Origin of the sequence: Vibrio sp. G-C-1 (assembly GCF_021728015.1) — a bacterium.
Taxonomy (GTDB): domain Bacteria; phylum Pseudomonadota; class Gammaproteobacteria; order Enterobacterales; family Vibrionaceae; genus Vibrio; species Vibrio splendidus.
The window spans coordinates 118,570-139,297 of the sequence record NZ_JAKKCR010000002.1; the positions used below are offsets into that span (position 1 = coordinate 118,570).

Annotated in this window: 20 protein-coding genes; 13 read left to right on the forward strand and 7 right to left on the reverse strand. The window is 43.5% G+C overall.

The genetic code is table 11. The features are described from left to right. Positions 1–155 precede the first annotated feature (155 nt). Both L3V36_RS03665 and L3V36_RS03670 read right to left on the reverse strand, forming a co-directional pair. Entirely contained in the window at positions 156–548 is a 393-nt protein-coding gene (locus L3V36_RS03665) for a RidA family protein (RefSeq protein ID WP_004732497.1), read from the reverse strand. A gap of 121 nt (positions 549–669) precedes the next feature. Further along, positions 670–2,103 (reverse strand): D-aminoacylase, encoded by a 1,434-nt coding sequence (locus L3V36_RS03670; RefSeq protein WP_065680931.1) that lies wholly within the window; start codon positions 2,101–2,103, stop codon positions 670–672. A gap of 176 nt (positions 2,104–2,279) precedes the next feature. Between L3V36_RS03670 and L3V36_RS03675 the strand changes: the two genes are divergently transcribed. Both L3V36_RS03675 and L3V36_RS03680 read left to right on the forward strand, forming a co-directional pair. Then, positions 2,280–3,554, forward strand: coding sequence for an amino acid deaminase (locus L3V36_RS03675; protein WP_102447304.1), 1,275 nt, complete (start codon positions 2,280–2,282; stop codon positions 3,552–3,554). Positions 3,555–3,684: 130 nt separating this feature from the next. Further along, a complete protein-coding gene (locus tag L3V36_RS03680) occupies positions 3,685–4,548 on the forward strand; it encodes a MurR/RpiR family transcriptional regulator (protein ID WP_004732501.1) in 864 nt (287 codons plus the stop codon). Here the strand turns inward: L3V36_RS03680 and L3V36_RS03685 are convergent. Then, entirely contained in the window at positions 4,545–5,084 is a 540-nt protein-coding gene (locus tag L3V36_RS03685; RefSeq protein ID WP_102540035.1) for a hydrolase, read from the reverse strand. The two genes, L3V36_RS03680 and L3V36_RS03685, sit on opposite strands and share 4 nt — an antisense overlap. 350 nt (positions 5,085–5,434) lie before the next feature. Between L3V36_RS03685 and L3V36_RS03690 the strand changes: the two genes are divergently transcribed. The 8 genes from L3V36_RS03690 to L3V36_RS03725 all read left to right on the forward strand — a co-directional run bounded on the left by L3V36_RS03690 (position 5,435) and on the right by L3V36_RS03725 (position 13,441). Continuing rightward, positions 5,435–6,031, forward strand: a complete 597-nt coding sequence (locus tag L3V36_RS03690) for a porin family protein (protein WP_017081334.1) — start codon at positions 5,435–5,437, stop codon at positions 6,029–6,031. A gap of 253 nt (positions 6,032–6,284) precedes the next feature. Continuing rightward, complete coding sequence (locus tag L3V36_RS03695) at positions 6,285–6,854, forward strand: porin family protein (protein ID WP_102447306.1); 570 nt, start codon at positions 6,285–6,287, stop codon at positions 6,852–6,854. Positions 6,855–7,086: 232 nt separating this feature from the next. Next, complete coding sequence (locus tag L3V36_RS03700) at positions 7,087–8,709, forward strand: phosphoethanolamine--lipid A transferase (protein ID WP_102447307.1); 1,623 nt, start codon at positions 7,087–7,089, stop codon at positions 8,707–8,709. A gap of 328 nt (positions 8,710–9,037) precedes the next feature. Further along, positions 9,038–9,973, forward strand: a complete 936-nt coding sequence (locus L3V36_RS03705) for a CorA family divalent cation transporter (protein ID WP_102447308.1) — start codon at positions 9,038–9,040, stop codon at positions 9,971–9,973. Beyond that, a complete protein-coding gene (locus L3V36_RS03710) occupies positions 9,973–10,548 on the forward strand; it encodes a mechanosensitive ion channel family protein (RefSeq protein WP_017078430.1) in 576 nt (191 codons plus the stop codon). Before L3V36_RS03705 ends, L3V36_RS03710 begins: the two co-directional genes overlap by 1 nt. A 265-nt stretch (positions 10,549–10,813) precedes the next feature. Next, the gene (locus L3V36_RS03715; protein WP_102447309.1) at positions 10,814–11,659 is read left to right on the forward strand and encodes a GNAT family N-acetyltransferase; all 846 of its coding nucleotides are present in this window, start codon (positions 10,814–10,816) and stop codon (positions 11,657–11,659) included. A 121-nt stretch (positions 11,660–11,780) separates the two neighbouring features. Then, on the forward strand, positions 11,781–12,620 hold the full coding sequence (locus L3V36_RS03720; protein ID WP_102447310.1) for an AraC family transcriptional regulator: 840 nt from the start codon (positions 11,781–11,783) through the stop codon (positions 12,618–12,620). A gap of 188 nt (positions 12,621–12,808) precedes the next feature. Further along, on the forward strand, positions 12,809–13,441 hold the full coding sequence (locus L3V36_RS03725; protein WP_004732520.1) for an acetyltransferase: 633 nt from the start codon (positions 12,809–12,811) through the stop codon (positions 13,439–13,441). Positions 13,442–13,637: 196 nt separating this feature from the next. Here the strand turns inward: L3V36_RS03725 and L3V36_RS03730 are convergent, their stop codons facing one another. Then, positions 13,638–14,612, reverse strand: a complete 975-nt coding sequence (locus L3V36_RS03730) for an arginine deiminase-related protein (RefSeq protein WP_004732521.1) — start codon at positions 14,610–14,612, stop codon at positions 13,638–13,640. 646 nt (positions 14,613–15,258) lie between these two features. On the opposite strand from L3V36_RS03730, the gene L3V36_RS03735 reads away from it, so the two are divergent. Both L3V36_RS03735 and L3V36_RS03740 read left to right on the forward strand, forming a co-directional pair. Next, positions 15,259–17,109, forward strand: a complete 1,851-nt coding sequence (locus L3V36_RS03735) for an ABC transporter ATP-binding protein (protein ID WP_017078427.1) — start codon at positions 15,259–15,261, stop codon at positions 17,107–17,109. A gap of 297 nt (positions 17,110–17,406) precedes the next feature. Next, positions 17,407–18,111, forward strand: coding sequence for a hypothetical protein (locus L3V36_RS03740; RefSeq protein ID WP_004732525.1), 705 nt, complete (start codon positions 17,407–17,409; stop codon positions 18,109–18,111). 144 nt (positions 18,112–18,255) lie between these two features. On the opposite strand, the gene L3V36_RS03745 is transcribed toward L3V36_RS03740, so the two are convergent. Beyond that, positions 18,256–18,744 (reverse strand): Lrp/AsnC ligand binding domain-containing protein, encoded by a 489-nt coding sequence (locus L3V36_RS03745; RefSeq protein WP_004732526.1) that lies wholly within the window; start codon positions 18,742–18,744, stop codon positions 18,256–18,258. A gap of 279 nt (positions 18,745–19,023) precedes the next feature. Here L3V36_RS03745 and L3V36_RS03750 point away from each other — a divergent pair, with 279 nt between their 5' ends. Next, positions 19,024–19,194: a hypothetical protein gene (locus L3V36_RS03750; protein WP_017078425.1), complete on the forward strand. Its 171-nt coding sequence runs from the start codon at positions 19,024–19,026 to the stop codon at positions 19,192–19,194. A 62-nt stretch (positions 19,195–19,256) separates the two neighbouring features. On the opposite strand, the gene L3V36_RS03755 is transcribed toward L3V36_RS03750, so the two are convergent. Together L3V36_RS03755 and L3V36_RS03760 are read right to left on the reverse strand one after the other, a co-directional pair. Then, entirely contained in the window at positions 19,257–19,481 is a 225-nt protein-coding gene (locus L3V36_RS03755) for a hypothetical protein (protein WP_004732530.1), read from the reverse strand. Between the two features lie 329 nt (positions 19,482–19,810). Then, positions 19,811–20,665, reverse strand: a complete 855-nt coding sequence (locus tag L3V36_RS03760; protein WP_017078424.1) for a nuclear transport factor 2 family protein — start codon at positions 20,663–20,665, stop codon at positions 19,811–19,813. Between the last annotated feature and the right edge of the window lie 63 nt (positions 20,666–20,728).

Here is a 20,728-nt window from a genome sequence, read left to right on the forward strand (position 1 = left end):
TTCATTCATTTTATATTTCATATAATTACTTCATTGATTTTATCTTTTTTAATTAAAGTAATTTTTATAAATGTAGGGTGAGAGTATTAAAGGATAATAACAGGGATGACTAACCCCTAATACTCTCTAAGTAGGTAATTGTGATTAGGTTATTACTATCCGCGATCGGCGCGGTAGCAAGTCACATCTACTTCAACCTTCACGTCTACAACTAAGTCGCAAACCATGCAGATACGAGCCGGTGGGTTAGCACCGAAGAACTCTTTGAATACCTTATTAAAAGATTGGAAGTAACGAGAATCCGTTAGCACAACCTTTACGTGCATTACGTCTTCTAGGCCGTAGCCCGCTTCAGTCATGATATCGACACAGTTTTGGATCGCTAGGCGAGACTGGTCAACAATGCCACCCTCAACCACTTCACCATCTGTCATCGGTGTCTGGCCAGAAACGTATAGGAAACCACCTGCTTCAGTTGCACGTGCAAATGGTAAATGTTGTCCGCCTGTACCTGTACCGCCTTCAACACCGTAACGTTTAATAGTCATTTTTTAACTCCACTTATTTATAGATAACATTGGCTTTATAGATAAAACAAATTCTATTCCAATATATTTAAATTAATTCGCCGTTTTTATAATTACCTGAATTTAATAAATAATTTAAACTCTAGTTTCGATAAATAAAAACGCCTGAACGATTATTTCTTACTTTTCCTTGCTGGTAAGTTAACTCACCATTTACAAATACACTTTCTATTCCTTCAGCAACTGAAATAGGATTTTCAAATGTTGCTGTGTCTTTAATATTCTTTGGATCAAATAAAACTAAATCGGCAAAGGCACCACAGCGAACTTCGCCTCGACCCGCTAAGTTGTAACGCTGAGCCGACATTCCGGTCATCTTGTGAATCGCTTCTGGCAACGAGAACAGTTTTTCATCTCGGCAGTAGTGGCCTAGCACTTTCGGGAAGGTGCCCCACAATCTTGGATGTGGATGCGGGTCATTAGGTAAACCGTCTGAACCGACCATGGTCAGTTTGTATTTCAATACACGCTTTACGTCGTTCTCATCCATGCAGTGGTAAACCGCACCCGCTGGTTGAAGCGCTTTTGCCGCGTCCATCAGGGGGAGATTCATTTCATCAGCAATCTGCTTCAGCGTTTTGCCTGCGTGTTCTGGTTTTGCTTCAGACCAAGTGATGAAGATGTCGAAATCGTCAGTCACTTGTTTCAAATCTAATGTCGAAGAGCTCGCAGAGTATGGGTAACAGTCGCAAGACACATCTTGGTGCTCAGAAACCTTGTCCATCAAATCAAGCACTTCAACGGTTCTGCCCCAATTGCCCGCACCTGCACATTTAAGGTGAGAGATAACAACCGGCACTTTTGCGTATTGTCCTGTCTCAAACGCCTCTTCCATCGCGCTTAAGATCTCTTCAAATTCGGTGCGCATATGCGTGGTATAGATGCCGCCGTGACTAGAAAGCACTTTCGCTAATTGCATCACTTCGTTGGCATTCGCTTGTTTAGCGCTGGCGTAAGCCAAACCCGAGCTCAAACCTAATGCGCCTTGTTCCATCGCCAAATCAAGGTTGGTTTGCATCGCTCCGATTTCGTCTTCGCTTGCAGTGCGCTGCAGGTCGTCCATCACTTGGTTACGTAATGTCGTATGGCCGACTAACGCTGCAACGTTTACTGCGGGTTTAGCTTGCTCTACCGCTTGTGCATACGCGGCGAAAGTTGGGTATTTAAAGTCAGCTTGTGCGCCTAAAAGATTCATTGGGTCTGGTGGATCGCCAGCCAAAACGGTTGGTGATGCGCTGATACCACAGTTACCAACAATCACGGTTGTAACACCTTGGCTGATCTTAGGCAGGCAGTCTGGGTAACGAATTACATTGGTATCGTCATGTGTGTGTACATCGATAAAACCAGGAGCCAATGCTAAGCCAGCTCCCTCAACCAACTGGCCACAATCTTCATGATCGATTTGACCAATTTCGGCGATTTTTCCATCTCGGATTGCTACATCGGCACAAAACGATTGTTCGCCGGTGCCGTCAAACACCTCTACATTTTTGATTATCGTATCGAACAACATTTTTCACTCTCTCAATCCACTGTGTTGATGGAGCTATATTAAGAATCCAGCCGATTATTTTCAGTGACAAAACACACATAATATTTTAATTTGTGTGATAGTTTCTACCACAAATTAGATTACGGATATATTTAAACATTAAATAACAACAACTTAAATCATGTTAGGAATCAGCAATGAAACATAACCCCGCGCATAAAGATGTTATAAAGTATCAAAACGATAGTTTCGTCTTGACTGAAAAAGGCCAAAAAGGGAGAGCAATATCACAATCTGAGAACGGTATTTACCGACTGGTTGATGAAGATATTTCGCTTCCGGTAGCAATTATCAAACAATCCGCCTTAACCAATAACCTGAATTGGATGCAATCATTCGCCGATCACCATCAGGTTAAATTGTCGCCACATGGCAAAACATCAATGACACCTGCTTTTTTCCGCCAACAGCTAGAAAATGGCGCTTGGGGTATTACAGTAGCAACGCCTGCACAGGCAGAAGTTGCCGCTATGGCGGGTGCGAAACGAATCATCATGGCAAACCAATTGGTGGGTAAAGCCAACATGGCGATCATCGAACAGCTTATTCGCGAATTTGATGTCGATTTTTACTGTTGTGTAGATTCATCGGTAAACGTGCAGCAACTTAACCAATATTTCACCAATACAAAGCAGACGCTAAAGGTACTGATCGAATTTGGTGTACCGGGCGGTCGCTGTGGTTGTCGTTCACCACAAGAAGTTCTAGAACTGGCTCAAACCATCCAAGACACACCAACCCTTTCGCTGGCAGGTATTGAAGTGTACGAGGGTGTAATTCACGGTGACAATGCAGAACAAGACATTCGTACCTTCTTAAATCAGGCGCTCACTTCGGTCGAAAGCCTGGCATCAGATGGCCTAATTACAGGGCAACCTATCATCACGGGTGCCGGCTCTGCTTGGTACGATGTGGTTGCAGAATGTTTAGCAAACCTAACCGATTACTTGGCGATCATCCGCCCGGGTTGCTATGCCATTCACGACACAGGTATTTACCTAGACGCACAGAGCAAGGTGTTGCAACGTGCCCAAGTAAACCAAGGTTACGCGTGTGAATTGGGGGGTGATTTAGAATCGGCACTTGAGGTGTGGGCATATGTTATCTCTCGCCCAGAGCCGACCAAGTTAGTGGTTGGGCTAGGCAAGCGTGATGTGGCCTTTGATGCAGGTTTACCGATTGCCGAGCGCGGCTATCGCAATGGTGAAGCGATCTCAGTGAAAGGCTTAACCTCTACTGCCGTGATGGATCAACATACCTTTGTTGAAACGGACGGCTCTTCTGAGATTGAAGTGGGCGACATGATTGCCTTCTCGACCTCACACCCGTGTTTAACCTTCGACAAATGGCGCTACATTGCCATCAGCGATGACGAACATCAGGTGACCAAATGGGTAGAAACCTGCTTCTAGTTCGATTTTTCAATAAGCTAGAATCAGCGAAGCAATAAGATATACTAACGGGGCTAAGGCTCAGCTTTAAGAGCTAGGTTCTTAAAAACTAAGTGATACGATTAGCCCCATCAACAAAGGATCAGGATTCTTGAGTTTAGAAGTAGATATCATTTCACAGATAACAGAGCGTTTCCCTGTTCTTCGTGATGCAGAAAAGAAAGTCGCCAAGTTGATCATGGACGACATTGATTTTGCTGCCAATGCCAGCATTACAGAACTTGCTGAGGGTGCTCAAGTCAGTGAAGCCACCATCACACGTTTTGCTAAAGCGATCGGCTGTAACAACGTGCGTGATATGAAGATTAAGTTGGCTCAGACACTAACCGTTGGCCAGCGCTTTATCCTCGAACCTGTTGACCAAACGGGCTATCAAGGTATCTACGAATCGATCAAGCAGAGCCTAGACATCAACCGCACTCTGTTCAAAGAGCAAGACGTTGAAACCGCAGTCAGCTGGCTGCATAACGCCAGACAGATCATTGCTATTGGTATGGGTGGTGGTTCAACCATTGCTTCTCAAGAGCTGCAACATAGACTGTTTCGTTTGGGCTATCCAGTGGTGTCGTACAACGATGGCTTGATGTCACGTATGGTTGCAGCCACGGCAGATGCTAATGACGTAATGGTGATGATCTCTGCGACTGGCTTTACACCAGTGATCACAGAAACGGCAGAGCTGGCTAAGCAGTACGGACTTAAGATCATTGCGATTACCCCACAAGATACACCGCTAGCAAAGATTGCCGATATCTTGTTACCCATCAAGCATATGGAAACTGACTTCATCTACAAACCGTCGGCTTCTCGCTACGCCATGTTGGCGTTAGTGGATGTGCTTTCTATGGGGATTGCGGTCAATCATAAGAATCGTTCGCGCGACAAGCTGCGTCGTTTGAAGGTTGCGTTAGATTCCTACCGAGGCGGTGGCGACCGACAGCCTCTCGGTGATTAACGAATCAAGGATAGAATGAGCTTAAATTCTGGTGCGCGGCAGTCCTTTACCAGTTCGTATAAGCTCATTTCCAATCCTGTGATTTCGATACCAGCATCCATTAGTCGACGGATTGCCAGATCCTTGTTGAGCGCCGTTCGCGAGCTAACACAGTCGCCAACTACCTGAACCTTGTACCCAAGTTCCAACAACCCCATTGCGGTTTGATAAACACAAATGTGAGCCTCAATACCACACACTAACCAAGTATCCACGTCCTTGGCTTGCACCGCCTCAACAAACTTAGGCTCATCACACGCGTTGAAGGTAAATTTTGGTATCGGCTTAGCATCACTCAATAGGTCATTCAGTTCGTCGACCGTTGCACCTAGCTTCTCTGGGTTCTGCTCCAAACGAATAATTGGCAGCCCCAAAACCTGCGCTCCGTGAGCTAACTTTCCGCAATTAGCAATCAGCGTATCGCTCTCATCAACAAGGCGTGCGAGCTTGCCTTGTACGTCCACAACCACCAAACCTGTATTTGCTCGGTTTAACATCCAACTCTCCTTGTCATGATTAGAATCAGCGTACTGCTTTACTCTCAATAAACACCGCAATAAATACTACAATAGAACAAATTCAATATTTATTATTTATTATGTTTTATTTTTCAATCAGTTATATAAACCCAATCTCACTTCAACTTTAAAAAACATCGTTTTATTTAGCAAATTTAACCATTTGTCAATATATGAATTTTATTTATAAACAATATAACCAACAAATATTTCGTTAGCTCTTGATAAATCAAGGGGCGCAGGTAATCACGTTATCAATGAAAAAATAGGTTTCATTTGTGAGGGTTTTATAAATCAATCATCAGCGATACCGTGATTTGCATCACAGGATGAGTAAACAAGGTATTATCATGAAAAAATCAGCATTAGCACTCGGCTTAATCGGTTTAGTTTCACTTCCAACTTTTGCAGCAGGTATCGATGGTGGCGCATACGTAGGTGGCGGACTTAGTGCCTATCAAGGTTCCGATACGGATGGAGCACCAAGTCTGGATTCAGACGGCATGGGCTACAACCTATACGGCGGTTACCAATTCAACCGTATCGTTGGTGTGGAACTTGGCTACAACGACTATGCAGATTACAAGAACAGCACAGACAAGCTTTCACCAACGTCTATCTCTGTATCAGCAAATGTCGGTTACACGTTCGACAACACCATTCGCCCATTTGTACTAGCAGGTTTAAGCTCAGTCGACCTCAATGCGAATAGCGGCGCTGGCTACAATGATGATAGCGGCACCGGCTTCCACTTTGGTGTTGGTGTTGAATACACACCAGTTGAGCACTTAACACTTCGCCTAATTTCGCAAGCTGATGCGGTTAGTGTAGATGATTACTACATTGGAAATAATAGTTCATTCAAAACTGATGACCATACGCTGGCGTTCAACAGTGTGAGCTTCGGTGGTTCATACGACTTCTAATATTCTCCCCAAACGACTAAGTCGTAAGTAAGTAGCTCCAATTCACTTTGCTACTCTGCCCTGTGATAAGGCAGCACAGTAAAGTGAATTTTTTGTATCTATGTAACGATTCAACTTACAAAGCCATACAGTAATGAGCAAAAGACTCAGGGATAATTGTCAACAACGGTCGAGAGACCTAAAACCAATAACGATTAAAAATCGACAGTGACCGACAATCACATTTGAAGACATGACAGAGTGAGTAACAAAGATGAACAAGATAACAAAATCAGCATTAGCACTGAGTTTAATCAGCGCAGTTTCTCTTCCAGCTTTAGCAGCAGGTACTGACGGCGGTGCTTACATTGGTGGCGGTCTTGGCATATACCAAGATTCTGATACAGACGGTCAAGGTAGCTTAGATTCAGATGGCATGGGCTACAACCTATACGGCGGCTACCAATTCAACCGTATCGTTGGTGTTGAACTTGGCTACAACGACTACGCAGACTACAAAAAAGGGACTACAAAACTGTCTCCAACATCTGTGTCTTTGTCAGCAAATCTTGGTTACACATTCGACAACACAATCCGCCCATTCGTTTTGGCTGGTTTAAGCTCTGTTGACCTAAACGCAAATAAGAGTGCTGGTTACGCTGATGACAGCGGTACTGGTTTCCACTTTGGTGTTGGTGTTGAATACACGCCAATCGAGCATCTAACACTACGTCTAATTTCACAAGCAGACGCAGTGAGTGTTGAAAACGACTACGGCTTTAAGAAAGAAGACAAAACACTAGCATTCAGCAGCATTAGCTTCGGTGGCTCATACAACTTCTAATGTGATTGAACCACATAGAATAAGCTGAACATACTAATTCACTTTGCTGTTCCACCTTGTCATGAAGGTCTCTCAGTAAAGTGAATTTTTTGTATCTACACACCTTAGCGTCATTTCACTTTAGCCAGTTTATCGCTCAGCGCCTTCTATTTGAGCTTTATGCAATGATATTAGAGCTTTCTTGGTAGCGAGACTAAAATAAAGGGATAAGTGACACAGGAAAACAATACCTATGAATCTACCACGCTTAAACATGTCGATAAACAAACTCCCTTTCGTTTTGGCAGTGTATTACCTGCTTGTCATTAACTTGCCTATCTCACGCGAACTGTTCAATATTCTTAGTGCCTCACAAGCCGAAAGTATTGGGTTTATCATCTCGATCCCATTTTTCTTTCTCGCCGCATTCAACTTTATCTTTCAAGTATTCAACTGGCCGATATTCGCCAAAGCTTTTTTTATCTTGTTACTACTTACTTCCTCTTTAGTCAGCTACAGCATGTTCAACTACGGCATTTTTGTAGACTATGGAATGATAGAAAACGTCTTCGAAACCAACAGCGGAGAAGCCGCTAGCTACCTAAGCAGCTATTCTATTTTATGGTTTGTTCTGATGGGAGGAGTCCCGTCACTGCTGCTATTATTTACGGATCTTGAAAGAGAATCTTGGAAAGATTTTGCTATTTGGAAGGCGATTGGATTGCTCTCTTCGTTGATTGTCATAGCGATTATTGCTGGACTGTTTTACAAAGATTATGTGTCGATTGGTCGTAATAACTCTCATCTTAAAAAGATGATCATTCCGACCGAATACGTCGCTTCAACCGCAAAATACATCAACAATACTTACATCAAAGAACCGATTCCTTACCAAGAAATCGGCTTAGATGCGCAGCTAAAACCAGAAGCTAAACAAGCTGAAAAACCAACCTTATTGGTGTTTGTTCTTGGTGAAACAGCACGTGTATATAACTACCAATATTATGGCTATGAGAAAGAAACCAATGCTCATACCAAACCCTATAATCCGATTTTTTTCTCTGATGTTCAGTCATGCGGAACAGCCACTGCGGTTTCTGTGCCGTGTATGTTTTCTAACATGAACCGCAGCAACTACGATCGCGACAAAGCCTACAACCAAGATAACGTGGTCGACATTATGAACCGCGCGGGCATTCACTCTATCTGGCGAGAGCACGATGGTGGAGACAAGGCGGTCGCACATCGAATCAAAGAGATGACTCTCGTCGCCAAAGACAGCGACCCGCTGTGTAATAAAGATGTGTGCTATGACACAGCCATGCTAGAGAACTTCGAACAAGATACTCAAGATCTTAAACAAGATAGCATCATTTTCTATCATATCTCCGGATCTCACGGCCCAACTTACTTTGAGCGATACCCAGAAGATCATAAGAAGTTTGTACCAGACTGCCCACGTTCTGATATCGAAAACTGCACCAAAGAGCAAGTGGTCAACACCTACGACAACACCATCTTGTACACAGATTTCTTTCTATCACAGGCTATTCAGAAACTAGAGAAACTCACCGATAAGTACAATGTCGCGCTGATGTACATTTCCGATCACGGAGAATCATTGGGAGAAAATGGCATCTACTTACACGGCATGCCTTATTCATTGGCACCGAAAGAGCAAACCCATGTGCCTATGATCCTATGGATGTCTGATGGTTTCGCCGAGCAGAAAGGGATAAACCAGACCTGCTTAAGAAAGGCAGGCAAAGAACAGAGCTTCTCCCAAGATAATCTGTTCGACTCCTTACTTGGCTTGATGGATGTACAAACCAAAGAATATCGAGAGAACCAAGACATTTTTTCTGCGTGTCGGTAGTGCTTTTGCTTATGTAAACCATCGGAAAACTCGAGTTGCCTGAACAAGCTCTCCTCAACTTCTCCTAAAAAGAAAAGACCTCGGTCTTTTCTTTTTTTTCGTCGCTAACATGGAGCCAGAGTGCTAATTTATAACGATGAAACAATGAGCTACATTTAATAGACACAATAATGGAAGAGTCCGGCGTGCTCCAAAGACCAACTAGTCTTATTAGACTTTATCTCACTCACATCGCTCATTGAACTTACCACGATTAAGCTCAGTTCAATACGGCACCTGAATGGCGCCGCAATATCAATGTTTACGTCATATCATTAAGGACAAATGAATGGACGCTTTCATAATTTCAAGCTGGCTTTTTTCTGAGGGTGTGGCACATGAACACACCACCAGCCCAGCCTCATTCGAGCAATCAACTTGGTATCACTGCCAAAGAGATGCTGACGGTTTGAGAGAATGGCTCCACAGTAATACGGTTCCAAATGCCATCATCGATTCATTACTCACCGATGACACCCGTCCTCGGTTCGAACAGTTTGGCCACGACTGTTTTTTGATGATTCTGCGAGGTATTAATCTAAACGAAGGTGCTAACCCTGACGACATGCTTAGCCTACGCATCTTATGGTACAAAGGCACTTTAATATCGACACGCAAAGTTCCTTCAAAAGCGGTCAGTAATCTGATATCTGATCTCAAACAAAACCAAGGCCCGACATCATTACCTGATGTATTACTGGGCATGATACGTGGAATCAACCACAGTATTTCAACCTTCCTAGTACCCGTCGAACTCTTAATTGACGAGTTAGAATCTACATCCAATATCGACATAAGAACCATTAACGCTCTGCATTCAAGGCTACTTAGACTAAGGCGCTATTTGAAGCCACAGAAATACGTTTTTGAGGATTTAATGAGTGACCTGCCTGCACCATTGAGTAAGCACAACAGTCATATAAAGAACAGCCTTGATACCATCCTGAGAATTAATGAGTCTGTTGAGTTTTACATCGAACAAATTAATGTATTTTTAGCGAGCCTAAGTCAGCAACAAGCTGAAAAAATGAATAGAAATACGTACCTATTTTCTATCATTGCAGGTATTTTCCTCCCTGCTGGGTTTTTCACCGGTTTACTGGGGGTCAATATCGCTGGGATACCCGGAACAGATAACCCAATAGCATTCCCACTATTTTGCGTTGGGCTGCTCGTGGTCATAGCGGCAGAGGTCATTATTTTGAAAAAATTGAGGTTTATTTAATGGTTGAGTTTTTGCAATCCAATATGTGGCTTAAACAAGTGGGTTTAGGTTTACTTCTTATCACTGTTTATTGGGTGATAAAACGCTTGGGGAAAAACTGGATAGAAACATTAGCGGAAAATAAGCGCGTCGAATTGAAGCGAAAGCAGTTCGTGATTAAGTGTTTCAATATCGTTCTGTTTCTACTCTTCATCGCTGTGTTTACGATTGTTCTTAACTTGGGTTTTGGTGATATTTCGCTGTTTTTATCATCCATATTTGCGGTGCTGGGTGTCGCTTTATTCGCGCAATGGTCGATTCTAAGTAACCTCACAGCCAGTGTACTAATATTTTTCGTATTCCCTTATCGCATTGGCGACAGAGTAAGAGTCGCGGAGAAAGACGAAGACATCAGCGGTGTGATCATCGATATCACCATGTTCCACGTTATTCTTCGACACAGTTCGGGCAACATCATCACCTACCCTAATAACCTGATCCTACAAAAAGGCGTGATAAAGGTATTAGTTGAGCCTGAGTTAAAGAGTGAAACTGTCGATACAAAACTCATCAAAGCTGAAGACTCAGGAAAGTAATGCGCCCTATTCAACGTCCCAATCAATAAGTTCAGCAGAGGGCAAAATATCTTGCCCTCTTTCAATTAACATCAGCTCTTCTGTTAACACCTACACACCTTTCAAAACTGTCGTTTTTATTCAATACCGGCCTCAAGCCGTCGCCTACAATTGCAGTTATTGAAACGTGGCTCAGCTAATCAATTATCTCATCGTCAATTGACGTACCTGAGAACAAGATGACGACCACGCACTCTACCGAATCAAGACAGCAGGAATTCAAGCGATGTTAGACATCAAAAAAATCTCAACACTTAGCGACTTAAACGAATTTAAAACGGCTTACTTTGCTGAGTCAACAGCGCCACTCGATGGCATGTGGCACTTGGGCTTTGTGCCAATGTCTGACCATTTTGGTTTTTACGAAAACGGTAATCTTGTCGGTTATTGCGTATTGAATGGCGAAGGCTACTTACTTCAGTTCTACCTAGCACCAACAGCCAGTACTCATATTGAAGACTTGTTCCCCTTAATCGTAGAGAACAACAGCTCTGTGATTGGTAAGGTGAAAGGCGCATTCGTGAGCACCGCTGAACCACAATATTTATCACTGTGTGTCGACAACACAGAGTCATTTAAAGTGAATGCGATGATGTACCGCCAAAACTCTCAAGCCAGATCTGATTGTCATTCAGACCGTATTGAAGAGATAGAGATGAGCCTCGCGACAGAAGAACAACTGGATCAGTTCGTTAAGTTTGCCTCATCAGCGATTGGCGCGCCAAAAGAGTGGCTCACCGGTTACTACGGTAATTTGATTGCCCGTCAAGAGCTATGGGGCTACTGGGAAAGTGACGACATTCTCGCTACTGGAGAGTGCCGTAAGTTCGATGAGCATCAAATACAGTTTGCCGACCTAGGTATGATTGTCGCACAAGAAGAACGCGGTAAAGGCTTAGCGACGCGTGTTATTCACTTTCTAAAGCAACACGCTAATAGCCAAGGATTAGAAGCTATGTGCTCTACGGAAAGCAGTAATATTGGCGCACAAAAGGCCATCACACGCGCTGGGTTATCATCAAAGCATCGTATCTTGCAGTTTGATTTTAGCGAATTAAAGGAAGCTGATTAGCCTTGATTCGGATTAACAAACATCAAGACTAAGTTCTAACAATAGATACTGATAAAAACTGTCACCTCCAACGATATCCACATATAGTTGGAGGTGACAGTCATCTGAAATAGAAGGTCTAATGATCAATTGGTTACAGTCTCCAAAGTCCCCTGTAGTTGCTCAGTTCATTGATTGCTACTGGCTAATTGAAAAGACGCCCGACGCTCAAACTCATCAATTTCCGATACTCAATCCCGATCCATCGGCACACCTGATCTTATCGCCAAGCGAGCAGGCATATCACTACACGATTGAGCAACAGGTCGATCAAGGCGTTGGTTGCCATCTACTGCTGCCACACCATAAAGCCATCGAATTGGACCACTCGCGGCCATTTATTCACTTGGGCATCAAATTCCATGTCGGTGCCTTGTATTCATTGGCTATCCCAGATAGTCCTCACCCTAGCTTAGACAGTGTTAGTCCAGTCGATCTCGCAGGTTTACTAAACAACCCAAACGCCGATGCAACGCTACTGATCAAACTCGCTCAAACTGATGTTGAGGCCTGCTGTCAGCAGTTAGATGATTTGCTACGTCCTTGGATATCGACAGGTAAAACGGATAGGCACAGCGAACTCACACGTAAGGTGTTGGCTGTGCTTGGTTCGACACCGATTGCAGAGCTTGGCGACAAGCTGTTTTGCTCGCAAAGAACATTGGAAAGAAGCTTCAACAAGGTAACTGGGCTGACATTAAAACAGTGCCAATCGATGAACAAACTCGAAGCGATGTTGGAATACTTGTATAAGCGAAATTTGGATGACATCGACTGGATGGACGTCGCCTTTCAATTTGGGTTTAGCGACCAACCGCACCTGATTCGTTACCTAAAGAAAACCATCGGTCTAACACCCAATACTTACGCTAAACAAGGCGGCTTAACCATAGATGTTTATGGTGGAGTGAGATCGGACTAACCCACCTTTTGTCCATCAAGCACTCTTTGTCTATAACGCGCATTCTTTCTATAACGAACGCTCTATCTATAACAAACGTCCTGTTTATAACGTACACCTCTGTCTTTTGTGTCCCATTAGTGGCAAGTTTTATTGAGTTTAGATTTGCGACTAAATATACTGGGGATATCATCAGACGGAGGACAAAAATGAATAATAAAAACAAACATATAGTTTTAATTCATGGTCTATATATGCCTGCGTTGATCATGCAATATCTGGATAGAAACTTCAAAAAACGCGGCTTTACTACCCACAAGTTTGCCTACAACTCGCTGCGCTTCCCTTCGGCCGCTAAACGTCTCAATCGTTTCATTAATGCCCGTTTCGATGAATATGATGAAGTCTACTTTTTTGGTCACTCACTGGGTGGCTTGCTGATTCGCCACTACTTTAAGTTCTACCAACCCGACTTTGCAGACACCTGTATTATTACCGCAGGCACACCGCACAATGGGGCAACCATCGCCAAAACACTGTCGAATCATGGGCTTGGATTTATATTTGGTTCGAGCAAAATGATCTTAAGCGATGGCTTGGGTGACTACGATATTGATGTGCCGATTGGCGTGATTACAGGCACTTACGACGCCGGAGTTGGACGTATTGTACTCGGAAAAAATCCGGGCGATGGCACGGTAACACTCGAAGACGCAAACCTGAGAGGGGCAACGGATACTTACGCTCTCAAACTCAACCACACGGCGCTTGTCTACTCCAAGGAAGTCGTGGCACTGTCGGCTCAATTCATCGAACACAGAGCTTTTAAGGACGCTTCATAGCTTTTGCGTTAGCTGTTTTCCGTTAACTTTTGTGCGCGTTAGCTCGTGTATCTAGCTCTGGTTCTCTTATTGCTGTTTTCTTACTTCTGGTAGACCGATACAAAGATAGATAAAAACAAAAATACCACTCTGCGATGAGAGTGGTATTCAAAAATTCAATGCTGGAAGTGAGTGCTTGTTATACTTTCTATGCTTGTTACAGACGATTCACTCGCGTTGGTAAAAACACCTCACCCAACATGCATCGCACCGAACCACCACCAATGTCTTCAATCGTTTTCACGTTAAATGGCAGCAGCTTTCCGTGTGTCGAAAGCTGAGCTAATTGAGCTGGAGAAAATGCATCGTAAGCCGACTGAGACATCGCGATTACCTTATCGCCATTCACGGTTTCCAATTGCAGAATGTTGCCGCAGAATCGGTTCATCTGATCGATCGAGATCGAGATAACTTGCTTGTCTTTGGCAAGAGATTTCACCACAAAGCGGCGTTCAAACTCAGGAATCACTTCATCACAGATCACGCAGAAGTTATCACCAATCGCCATCATCACATTGGTGTGATAAATCGGCTGACCAGACGGTAATGCCGTTTGGAACGAAACCACGCGAGAATAACCAATACGCTTCGCATAATCTTCTAGTACTTCACGGTCGCAACGCTGAGAAAGCGCAGCATAGATCGTCTTATTGATGTGATCGATAACCATCACACCGGTGCTCTCTAGATAAGAACCTTGAGCAACGTACGACTCCATAGACTCACTGTGGTTAACAATGCGACCTGACGCTTCCAACACTTCAATCAGAGCAGTAGGCTTAACTTCATGCTGACGGTTTTCACAGGCCATAGGGAAAGTGAATAAACTTCCATCACTACAAGTACTGAACCAGTTGTTTGGGAACACTGCGTCAGGGGTTTCGACACCCAATTCTGGGTAATCAAACTCTACAACTTGCACACCTTCTTTACGCAACGAAGCCACCATAGCCTTAAATTCGGCCATCGTTTCTAGCTTCACCTCAGCTTCGGTCAGATTGACTCTGTGCTGAAACTCGTTATCACGTGCTGTTTCTTCGTTAAATCGAAACTCTTTTGGCGGAACCATAACAACGCAATTGGCATTTTGAACATTAGTAATATGAAGTGATTTTTTGTGTAGGTTTAACATCTCAACCGTCCCTATCTTTTATTTACCTCAGAATTGTAAACAACTTGTTACAACAAGATTCACTGAAAATAATAATGATTTGAATATTTATCCCAAACAATCACTGCAGATCTTAGATTAATCGGTAATTTTTACTGCAAGATAACAGCACATCAGAAAGAACCAACTGTATGCATATTCGTTAAGGCGCTTTATGGATAAATATTCCGATTTCATTTTCTCGCTCACCACGAGTTTTGGTTACAATTCAATCCATTTAACGTTAGGATTATCATCGTTGCATAACCATCAATTACGTTTGAAATAAGCTTAACTTTTCCTGTCTAATTCAATCTAAAATAAGCGCCATGAAAGACACTCTTTGGATCTTTCCTTCGTCACTTAAACTAAGTAATTAACTTTAAAACTAAGCATTTAACGTTAAAACCAAGTGATTAAAGCTAAGTAATTAAAGCTAAGCGCTTAAACCAAGTACTTAGATAAGAGCTAGAACAACACCCATCGAATGACTCAATGCTTATAAGAACCCATGGGCGCTTATATAATTTCAAACTAAGACGGTAAAATTTCAAATCAAGACTATAAAAACAAAGCTGCACCAACGATGCAGTCGCTTATAGATGCACTAGTTTATAAAGGGAAATCTATGTACAAGAAATTTGAAGGCTTTACTGAAGCCTTTCCAAAAGGAGAGCCGATACAACCTCCTACTGGAATACTGGCATTCTGCCGCCATTACACTCGAGGTTTCGAAAAGCCGTTGATCTTGCTCGGGTTGATGAGCATGACCATCGCGATCATCGAAGTCGCGCTGTTCGGCTACATGGGACAACTGGTTGACTGGCTATCAACAAGCAATCCCGAAACCTTCCTTGCTGATAATAAATCAACACTGATGGGGCTAGGCGTTCTACTGTTGGTCGTGATGCCAATCTTGATCAGCGTCTACTCGCTATTGCTTCACCAAACTTTGCTGGGCAACTACCCAATGTCGATTCGTTGGTTAGCGCACCGCTACCTTTTGAAGCAAAGCTTGTCGTTCTATCAAGATGACTTTGCCGGACGTGTCGCCACCAAGGTGATGCAAACCTCGCTCGCAGTACGTGAAACCGTGACCAAAATGGTCGATGTGTTCGTCTATGTGACGGTCTACTTTACGGCGATGTTATTCATACTCGCAGAATCAGATTGGCGCTTGATGGCTCCGATGCTGGTTTGGTTGTTCATTTACGTCAGCATTCAGCTGCACTTCGTACCGAAACTCAAAGATGTGTCTTCTGAGCAAGCCGATGCTCGCTCGTTGATGACGGGTCGTATTGTGGATAGCTACACCAACATCGCAACGGTCAAACTGTTCTCACACAGCAAAAGAGAAACAGAATACGCCGAAGAAGGCATGGAAGGCTTCTTAGATACCGTCCATCGCCAAATGCGCTTAGTGACCGGCTTCAACATCTGCGTTGAGTTCGCTAACTACTTGTTGGTGTTCAGTATTGCCGGCATCTCTATCTACTTATGGCTAGACAACGCAATCACTGTTGGTGCAATTGCCATCGCAGTCAGCTTGGCTTTGCGTATTAACGGTATGTCGAAATGGATCATGTGGGAAATTGGTGGCTTGTTTGAAAACCTAGGCACCGTGATTGATGGCATTAAAACGCTGTCTAAGCCCATCGCTATTGAAGACAAAAAAGACGCTAAGCCTTTGGATGTACCACAAGGTGGCATCAACTTCGATAACGTGAGCTTTAACTACGGCGAGAATAAGGGTGTAATTAACAACCTAAACCTCAACATCAAACCGGGTGAAAAAGTCGGCTTGGTTGGCCGTTCAGGTGCAGGTAAATCAACCTTGGTTAACTTGCTACTGCGCTTCCACGATGTAGAAAGCGGCCGCATCCTGATTGATGACCAAGTGATCTCAGATGTCACCCAAGACTCACTGCGCAGCAACATCGGCATGGTGACTCAAGACACCTCACTGCTTCATCGTTCAATCAAAGAGAACATCCTTTACGGTCGACCTGACGCGACAGATGAAGAAGTGTATGCCGCAACCCAACAAGCGCACGCGCACGAGTTCATTGAAACGCTCACCGACCCGTTTGGTAACATTGGTTACGATGCTCAAGTTGGTGAGAGAGGCGTTAAGCTTTCGGGTGGTCAGCGTCAACGTGTTGCTATCTCACGCGTACTTCTGAAGAATGCACCGCTGTTGGTTCTGGATGAAGCAACATCAGCACTTGATTCAGAAGTAGAAGCCGCAATTCAAGAAAGCTTAATAGAGTTGATGGAAGGCAAGACCGTGATTGCAATTGCACACCGTTTATCGACGATTGCAGCAATGGATCGCTTAATCGTACTCGACCAAGGCAATATCGTCGAAGAAGGCACTCACCAAGAGCTGATTACACAAAATGGCATCTATGCTCAATTGTGGAATCACCAGACCGGAGGCTTCATTGCCGATAATCTTGACCAAGCGTCGAGTGCTTAATTTATGTGCTACTTTAAAAGTGCGGCGTAATTCACACCAATTTGTTAATTAATGGTAAATTACACGTGGCAGAATGTTATGTCGTAATTATATAATGACATTAACACCAAAGACGCCTCGCTTGCGCGTTCTGGAATAAGGCTAGACTTCGGGGGGAGGCTAGCCTTTTTTATATCTGTTATTCTTCGCCCCTTTCTCATCTATTTTCGTCTGCCCCATAAACTTCATCGATCCTTTTGTTTTTTTCTTGGCGTTTTTTTCTTAAAATGCGCGCAGTATTCTTTCTAGAGATCAACCATGAACAAAAGTGTCTTAACTAACGTAATCGCGTTAGCACTGCTTGCTGGCGGCTATGCGACAGCAAACCAATACTTACTTTATGCAGGCCTATTCGCCTTTTCTGGTGCCATCACCAACTGGCTTGCGATTCACATGTTGTTCGAAAAAGTACCCGGCTTATACGGTTCTGGCGTTATTCCAGCTCGTTTTGAAGAGTTCAAGGCGGCTATTAAACAACTGATGATGGAACAATTCTTTACCGAAGGTAATATCGACCGCTTCCTAAGCAGCGAGATGAGCGGTAAGTCGCTCAACCTAGAACCCGTGATTAAGAAGATCGACTTCAACCCTGCATTCGATTCACTAGTGCATGTTATCGAGAACTCACAATTTGGTGGCATGTTAGCGATGGTTGGCGGCACTGAAGCACTAGAGCCAATGAAAGCGCCATTCGTGGAGAAGATGCAAGAGTCTGTGATTGAAATCAGCAAGAGTGATTCTGTAAAAAATGCCATCAAGGATGAACTTGAATCGCCTGCAATGATGGATGAAATCAAAGAGAATATTGAAGCGATCATCGATCAGCGCTTGAATGAACTGACACCAAAGCTGGTTAAAGAGATGGTTCAAGCCATGATCAAGAAGCACCTTGGTTGGCTAGTGGTTTGGGGCGGTGTGTTTGGCGGTGTGATTGGCTTAATCTCTGCGGCAATTACGCTGTAAGCGGTTTATCTGTTCTCACTCTAACGGCTCTAACTGCTCTAACTTAATCTGATTGACTTTTTCTCGGGCACTCAATAAAAAATGGAAGCTCACGAGCTTCCATTTTTTATATCTAAATCACCTTGGTAAGGCGAAAGCAGGCCGCTATTTTAGGGTTGCTAATAGCTCAGGGTTCACACCAAAGCCCTTCTTATGCTCTTCAATCACCACTTCGCTGCGAGTCTGAATCACGCCCGGCAGTGTACCAAGCTTGGTTGCCATAAACGCTTGGTACGCCTTCATGTCTTTCACTCGAACCTTGATCATGGTGTCAAAATCACCCGACAGCGAATAACACTCTTCCACCTCAGGCATCATTTCAACCGCTTGGGCGAATTTATCGAAAATCGAGAAGCTGGTCTGGTCGAGACGAATATGGATAAAGACCTGGACATCGAGTCCCAGCTTTTCTGAACAGAGCTCGGCATGATAGCCCGTTATATAGCCTTCTTTCTCCAATCGCTTCAATCTATCAGAACAAGGGGACGTCGTTAGGTTGACCTGCTTTGCCAACTCAACAACAGGCAAACGCCCTTTCATATGCAGAATTCTTAGTATCTCTTTATCGATACGATCGAGTTGATGCTGAGACATAACATTCCTTAAACATTCTAAATTCCGCTCAGTATATTCCATACCACGAACAATCGAAGAAAACCTCGCTCACACATTTAAAAAACTAAATATGCCTTTAGCATTCACATCAAATATAAATCAACATGGAACGATAAGACCCCTTATAAATCAATCTTTGACTATTAACAAATTATTATAGAAATGACCCAGATAACAAATAAGTTGAGCCAGAAACGAAAGAAAGGATATAGGCCAAAGTGAATAATGGGATTATCAAAGAGAAAGGATAACTCTATTATGAAGACACAAGAACTCGCGTACAAACCATACGGTATTGGCTCATGGACACACGTAACAGTATCAAAAGATGTTGCTGAAGCACTCGCAAGTGAATACTCGAACTATGGATGGGAAGTGAAGATTGATGGCAACGCCATTGACACAAAACTTGCACTCAAAGCGGCATAAAAAACGAAAAAACCTCCATTAAGGAGGTTTTTTTATCTAGGTTGGTAAGCACTTACTATAAGTTAAGCCATTCCAACTTGGGGAACTGTACTTCCTGTTTCACAACGACAATTACACGTTCGACAGAAGTGCTGAGTTTCCATATCGTAATACAGGTTTCCACTAAATAGCTTTGACGTCCATTGCATCATACGGCCAGAGGTTGTCTCGGGCTCAGATTCACAACGTTTCATTATAGACTTATGTAGTGTTGTTTTTTTACATCCTTTGCAATAGAGATCAGGCATACCTTTGTCCTATAGGTCTTTAGTGGTTACTGACAATTGACACATCATGTCGAATTTGGTTGCACTATTCACCGAGCTAATCACAAAAGTGAGCGCCAAGTTCAAAAAATAGCCATTTTTCTCTTTCGTTTTTTGACATCAAACGCCATCAAGATCCTTCTTCTTCCATTTACCCTCCCTCGTTCATGCGGTTTCGATTTACATTGTAAAACCCCATAGCGACAGTACTTCCCCCGTCTTAGTCATCAAATTGATCGATAAAAAAACGGCACTTCCTCTGCGAAAGTACCGCTTAAGCAAACCATGTTTGGTTAAATTTAGCTCACAATTTAAAAGCCAAATTTACCATTGTCATTTTTCCACTCTGAACGAGCAGGAATAGTTTCAATGGTATCCCAGTGCTCTACGATTTTTCCGTTATCAACACGGAATAGATCATAAAAAGCAACGTGATTATTCATGAACTGGCCTTCACTGATCGACAACACAAAGTTACCTTGGCCTAAAATCTTATGGTTGGCGGTATAAACCATTGGCATACCCGCTTCTGCTAGCGCACCCAAAGCTTCACCCAACCCGCTTAGACCATCGGCTACTCCTGAGTTGTGCTGTAAGTAAGCACTGTCTTCATTATCGATATAGTTATTAATCTTCGCCATATCACCGCCGATCAGGATGTCAGTAACGAAACCACTGACCAACTGCTTATTTTTGTCCGTTTGATCGAGATCTACGACTTTAGTCGCGCCATCTAATTGAGTTCGTCCACTTGCGTTTGGCTTGGCAATTTCTTGCAGGTTGTCCCAATGCTCAACTATCTGTCCATCTTCAAAGCGGAACACATCAAAGCCGACTTTCGGGCCAAAGAAGTTATATTCGGTATGAGCAACAACATAGTCGCCATCTTGAAATGAGCGCGTCACTTGTGCTTTCGCAGAGCCCTCAGGCAGCATTTGTAGCACTTCACCAAAGCCCGCTAAGCCATCGCCAACTGCTAGGTTATGTTGAATGTACTTTTCAGGGTTAATGTAGCTCACCGCTTTTGCGTCGCCCGTTTCAATGCTCGAAATAACCGCTACCGCTTTTTCTTGAATTGACAGCTCTTGTGCAGTCGCAGTGGTTGCGAAAGTAGAAGCGCTAAATACGCTTGCCGCTAGTAATGTAGATTTAGTTATTGTTTTCATTTTTAAAGTCCTCTCGTTGGCTTGGAAACTATATTAATCAACGAGAGAGGCTCACGGCAGAGT

What these genes read in the sequence shown, in the direction of transcription:
- L3V36_RS03665 (WP_004732497.1), bottom strand. Translation starts at nt 548, where the DNA reads ATGACTATTAAACGTTACGGTGTTGAAGGCGGTACAGGTACAGGCGGA.
- L3V36_RS03670 (WP_065680931.1), bottom strand. Translation starts at nt 2,103, where the DNA reads ATGTTGTTCGATACGATAATCAAAAATGTAGAGGTGTTTGACGGCACC.
- L3V36_RS03675 (WP_102447304.1), top strand. Translation starts at nt 2,280, where the DNA reads ATGAAACATAACCCCGCGCATAAAGATGTTATAAAGTATCAAAACGAT.
- L3V36_RS03685 (WP_102540035.1), bottom strand. Translation starts at nt 5,084, where the DNA reads ATGTTAAACCGAGCAAATACAGGTTTGGTGGTTGTGGACGTACAAGGC.
- L3V36_RS03690 (WP_017081334.1), top strand. Translation starts at nt 5,435, where the DNA reads ATGAGTAAACAAGGTATTATCATGAAAAAATCAGCATTAGCACTCGGC.
- L3V36_RS03695 (WP_102447306.1), top strand. Translation starts at nt 6,285, where the DNA reads ATGAACAAGATAACAAAATCAGCATTAGCACTGAGTTTAATCAGCGCA.
- L3V36_RS03700 (WP_102447307.1), top strand. Translation starts at nt 7,087, where the DNA reads ATGAATCTACCACGCTTAAACATGTCGATAAACAAACTCCCTTTCGTT.
- L3V36_RS03705 (WP_102447308.1), top strand. Translation starts at nt 9,038, where the DNA reads ATGGACGCTTTCATAATTTCAAGCTGGCTTTTTTCTGAGGGTGTGGCA.
- L3V36_RS03710 (WP_017078430.1), top strand. Translation starts at nt 9,973, where the DNA reads ATGGTTGAGTTTTTGCAATCCAATATGTGGCTTAAACAAGTGGGTTTA.
- L3V36_RS03715 (WP_102447309.1), top strand. Translation starts at nt 10,814, where the DNA reads ATGTTAGACATCAAAAAAATCTCAACACTTAGCGACTTAAACGAATTT.
- L3V36_RS03720 (WP_102447310.1), top strand. Translation starts at nt 11,781, where the DNA reads ATGATCAATTGGTTACAGTCTCCAAAGTCCCCTGTAGTTGCTCAGTTC.
- L3V36_RS03725 (WP_004732520.1), top strand. Translation starts at nt 12,809, where the DNA reads ATGAATAATAAAAACAAACATATAGTTTTAATTCATGGTCTATATATG.
- L3V36_RS03730 (WP_004732521.1), bottom strand. Translation starts at nt 14,612, where the DNA reads ATGTTAAACCTACACAAAAAATCACTTCATATTACTAATGTTCAAAAT.
- L3V36_RS03735 (WP_017078427.1), top strand. Translation starts at nt 15,259, where the DNA reads ATGTACAAGAAATTTGAAGGCTTTACTGAAGCCTTTCCAAAAGGAGAG.
- L3V36_RS03740 (WP_004732525.1), top strand. Translation starts at nt 17,407, where the DNA reads ATGAACAAAAGTGTCTTAACTAACGTAATCGCGTTAGCACTGCTTGCT.
- L3V36_RS03745 (WP_004732526.1), bottom strand. Translation starts at nt 18,744, where the DNA reads ATGTCTCAGCATCAACTCGATCGTATCGATAAAGAGATACTAAGAATT.
- L3V36_RS03750 (WP_017078425.1), top strand. Translation starts at nt 19,024, where the DNA reads ATGAAGACACAAGAACTCGCGTACAAACCATACGGTATTGGCTCATGG.
- L3V36_RS03755 (WP_004732530.1), bottom strand. Translation starts at nt 19,481, where the DNA reads ATGCCTGATCTCTATTGCAAAGGATGTAAAAAAACAACACTACATAAG.
- L3V36_RS03760 (WP_017078424.1), bottom strand. Translation starts at nt 20,665, where the DNA reads ATGAAAACAATAACTAAATCTACATTACTAGCGGCAAGCGTATTTAGC.